4 protein-coding genes are annotated in these 3,908 nt (G+C 66.2%); all 4 read left to right on the top strand.

What is annotated here, in order from left to right:
* Nucleotides 1-52: 52 nt before the first annotated feature.
* Entirely contained in the window at nt 53-1,426 is a 1,374-nt protein-coding gene (locus HC022_RS20815; protein WP_167453693.1) for an LLM class flavin-dependent oxidoreductase, read from the top strand.
* On the top strand, nt 1,419-2,870 hold the full coding sequence (locus HC022_RS20810; protein ID WP_254885202.1) for an ABC transporter permease subunit: 1,452 nt from the start codon (nt 1,419-1,421) through the stop codon (nt 2,868-2,870). The genes HC022_RS20815 and HC022_RS20810 overlap by 8 nt, the downstream gene beginning before the upstream one ends.
* Nucleotides 2,758-3,177, top strand: coding sequence for an ABC transporter permease (locus tag HC022_RS29395; protein WP_368484710.1), 420 nt, complete (start codon nt 2,758-2,760; stop codon nt 3,175-3,177). Before HC022_RS20810 ends, HC022_RS29395 begins: the two co-directional genes overlap by 113 nt.
* Before the next feature lie 7 nt (nt 3,178-3,184).
* A partial coding sequence (locus HC022_RS20805) for a class II aldolase/adducin family protein (protein WP_167453692.1) occupies nt 3,185-3,908 on the top strand: 724 nt, incomplete at its 3' end.

The raw sequence follows: 3,908 nt of genomic DNA, 5'->3' as shown, positions 1-3,908 counted from the left end.
CCCCCACCGGTACGACGCCCGCTCCCGACACTTGCCCTGAGAGAAAAGACCCATGACCAAGAAACAGCTTGCCATCGGAACCCTGATCGAAGCCTACGGCCTGCATGCGGCCGCGTGGCTGACGGAAGAGGCAGAGCCGGGTGCTCCGAACGACATCGCCTATTTCAAGAACATCGCGCAGATCTGCGAGAAGGGCAAATTCGACTTCTACTTCATCGCCGACACGCCGGCCTGCCGCACCACCGATGTCGAGACCTGGGCGCGCTCGCCGATGTACATGAACCAGCTCGAGCCGATCACCCTGCTGACCGCGCTCGCTGATGCCACCTCGAAGATCGGTCTTGCCGCCACCGCCTCGACCACCTTCTACGAACCCTACAACCTCGCGCGGCTCTATGCATCGCTCGACCACATCTCGAACGGCCGCGCCGGCTGGAACATCGTGACCTCGGCCAACGATTTCGCCGCCCGAAATTTCGGCGCCGACCGCCTGCCGCCGCACAACAAGCGCTACGCCAAGGCGCGCGAGTTCTATCAGGTCGTCACCGCGCTCTGGGATACGTGGGAAGATGACGCCTTCGTCTACGACAAGGAGTCCGGGCTGAACTTCGACCCCGCCAAGATGCACGTGCTCGACCACGAGGGCGAGTTCTTCAAGGTCAACGGCGCCCTCAACATCGCCCGACCGCCGCAGGGCTACCCGGTGATCGTCGAGGCCGGAGCCTCGGAGACCGGCAAGGAATTCGCCGCCGAGACCGCCGAGGCCGTCTTTGGCGTCGCGACCGACATCGAGGAGGCCGTCGCCTTCTACAAGGACCTCAAGGGCCGGATGCCCAGGTTCGGCCGCAACCCCGACCACCTCAAGGTGCTGGCGGGTGCCACCATCGTCGTCGGCGACAACGCCGAGGAGGCCAAGGCGCGCTTCGATCACTGGCAGTCGCTGATCCACCCCGACGTCGGCCTTCTGCGCATCAAGCAGGACATCGAGACCGACCTCTCGGACCTGCCGCTCGATGAGCCGGTGCCGGTGGACCGCATCCCCGCCGAGTCGAACCACCACCGCGCCTATTTCGAGGAAATCGCCGGCATGATCCGCAAGGGGCTGACCCTGCGCCAGATCTGTCAGCAGTACACCCGCTCCAAGGTCACCATCTTCGGCTCGCCCGAAGAGATCGCCGACATGATGCAGGAATGGCTCGAGCGCGAGGCCTGCGACGGCTTCATGATCACCTTCCCGGTGATCCCCTCGACGCTGTCGGACTTCGTCGAGAAGGTCGTCCCGGTGCTGCAGGCCCGCGGTATCTTCCGCGAGGATTACACCGGCTCGACCCTGCGCGAGCACCTCGGCCTGCCGCGCCCCGAGAACCGCTACACGGTCGCCAGGGCCAAGGCAGCGGCTGACGAGAAAGCGGTGGCGAATGGCTGAGCTCAGCGCTTCTGCCGACCTCTCCGCGGCGCCGGTCCGGCGTGGCATCAACCCGGTGTGGCTTGCCGCACCGGGCGTCCTCTTCCTGATCGTCTTCATGGTCCTGCCGATGGGCCAGATCTTCAATCTCTCGGTGCATGAACCGGCGGGCGAGCTGACCTGGCGTTTCATGGAAAAGGCCATGTCGCCGGGGCTTTACGCCCGGGTGCTGGGCATGACGTTCTCGGTCAGCCTGCAGGTCACGCTCTGGTGCATCCTGCTGGGCTACCCGCTGGCGCTGTGGCTGGCGCGGATCGAGGGGCGCCGGCAGCGGCTGGCGGCCTTCTGCATCCTGCTGCCGTTCTGGACCTCGGCGCTGATCAAGAACTTCTCGTGGATGGTGCTTCTTGGCCGCACCGGCTTCATCGCCGGGCTCGCCGAGAAGATCGGCATCGCCCCCGACGCGCTGCTCTACAGCAACACCACCGTGGTCTTCGCCATGGCCCACACCATGCTGCCCTTGGCGGTGATCACAATGCTGCCCGCGCTGCAGCAGGTGGACGCACGGCTGATGCAGGCGAGCGCCACGCTCGGCGCCACCTCGGGGCAGGGGTTCTGGACGGTGATGCTGCCGCTTTCGATGCGCGGCATCTCGGCGGCAGGCCTGCTGACCTTCGTGGCCTCGCTCGGCTTCTTCATCACGCCCTCGCTGGTGGGCGGGCCGAAGCAGACCATGCTGGGCCAGCTCATCATCATGCAGATCAACCAGCTGCAGAACTGGCAGCAGGGCGCCGCGCTCGCGGTGGTGCTGCTGATCTCGGCTCTGGTCGCGGTCTTCGTCTTCGACCAGGTGTTCGGGATCTCCTCGGTTGCCGGGGGCAGCGGTGCCGCGCCGCGCCGTCACGACCACCCGATCCGCCGCTTCGGCATCTGGCTGAGCGAAGGGCTGGGGCGGATCTCGCGCGCCATCGGCGGCCACATGTCCGAGCGCACGGGCCGGATCCTGCTCAGCACCTTCGCAGCGGTCACGGTCTTCGTGCTGCTGGTGCCGGTGGTGGCCTTCATCCCGATGGCCTTCGAGGACAGCCCCAACCTGTTCTTCCCGCCGCAGACGCTGAGCATGCGCTGGTTCCACGAGCTCTTCGCCTCGCCGCTCTGGACCTCGGCGATCGTCCGCTCGGTGGGCATCGGCCTCGCCACGGCGGCGCTGACGCTGGTCGTGGGCGGGCTGGCGGCGCTGGCGCTGGTCAAGGGCAAGAGCAAGGCGTCGACCGCCATCTTCCTGCTCTTCCTCGCGCATGGTGATCCCGCCCATCGCGCTTGCGGTGTCGCTGTTCTACCTCTTCGCCCAGATCGGGCTGGTGGCGACCAACCTCGGCATCATCATCGGCCATTGCGTCATCGCCGTACCGATCGTGTTCGTGATCCTGCTGACCACCTTCAAGGGCTACGACTGGCGGCTTAACGACGTGAGCCTCACGCTCGGCGCATCGAAGCTGCAGACATGGCGCAAGGTTGCGCTGCCGCTGATGAAGGGGGGCCTCGTGGCCGGCTTCATCACCGGCTTCCTGCAGAGCTTCGAGGAGCTGACCGTCGCGCTCTTCGTGGGCGGAGGTCTCAAGACAACGCTGCCCCGCCAGATGTGGGACAGCATCAACCTGCAAGCGACGCCTGTGATCGCTGCCGCCTCGGTGATCGTGCTGCTGATCGTGCTGGTCTTCTTCGCCGCGATGGAACTGGCGCAGATCAAGCGCGGCGCCAAAAAAGGATGAGAGACACATGGATGCCATGACCAACGTCATCGACGAGACCCAGGCACGGATCGACCTCGCCGCCGCCCTGCGCATGACCGCCCGGGCCGGGATGCACGAGGCCGTCGCCAACCACTACTCGGTCGCGCTGTCCGCCGACGGCTCGCGCTTCCTTATCAACCCCAAGTGGATGCACTGGAGCCGGGTCAGGGCCTCGGATCTCGTGCTCGTCGATCTCAATGAGGGCACCGATCCCGTGAACGTCGACCGCACCGCGATGGCCATCCACGGCCAGGTGCACAAGCTCTGCCCGGCGGCCCGCGTGGTGATGCACCTGCACCCGGTCACGACCACGGCGCTTGCCTCGATCAACCCGCCGAGGATGCCGCCCATCGACCAGAACTCGGCGCGGTACTTCAACCGTCTCGCGGTCGACCTGCAATACGGCGGCATGGCGAACTCGGACGAGGAGGGCGCGCGTCTCGCCGGCCTGCTCGGCAACAAGTCGCGCCTGCTGATGGGCAACCACGGGGTGATGATCACCGCCGAGACCGTGGGCGAGGCCTGGGACGACATCTACACCTTCGACCGTTCCGCCCAGATCGTCATCGCCGCCATGTCGACCGGCCGCCCGCTGCTCACGCTGAGCGATGAGGCCGCAGAGCAGACGGCAATCGACTGGGAGGGCATCAAGGACTTCTCGATCGCCCATTTCGAGGAGATGAAGCTTGTCCTCGACGCCGAGTGCCCCG

It is taken from the genome of Salipiger sp. HF18 (assembly GCF_011806505.1).
GTDB classification, from domain to species: domain Bacteria; phylum Pseudomonadota; class Alphaproteobacteria; order Rhodobacterales; family Rhodobacteraceae; genus Salipiger; species Salipiger thiooxidans.
Note: the sequence above shows the minus strand (reverse complement) of the source record. Positions and strands in the feature narration are given on the sequence as shown.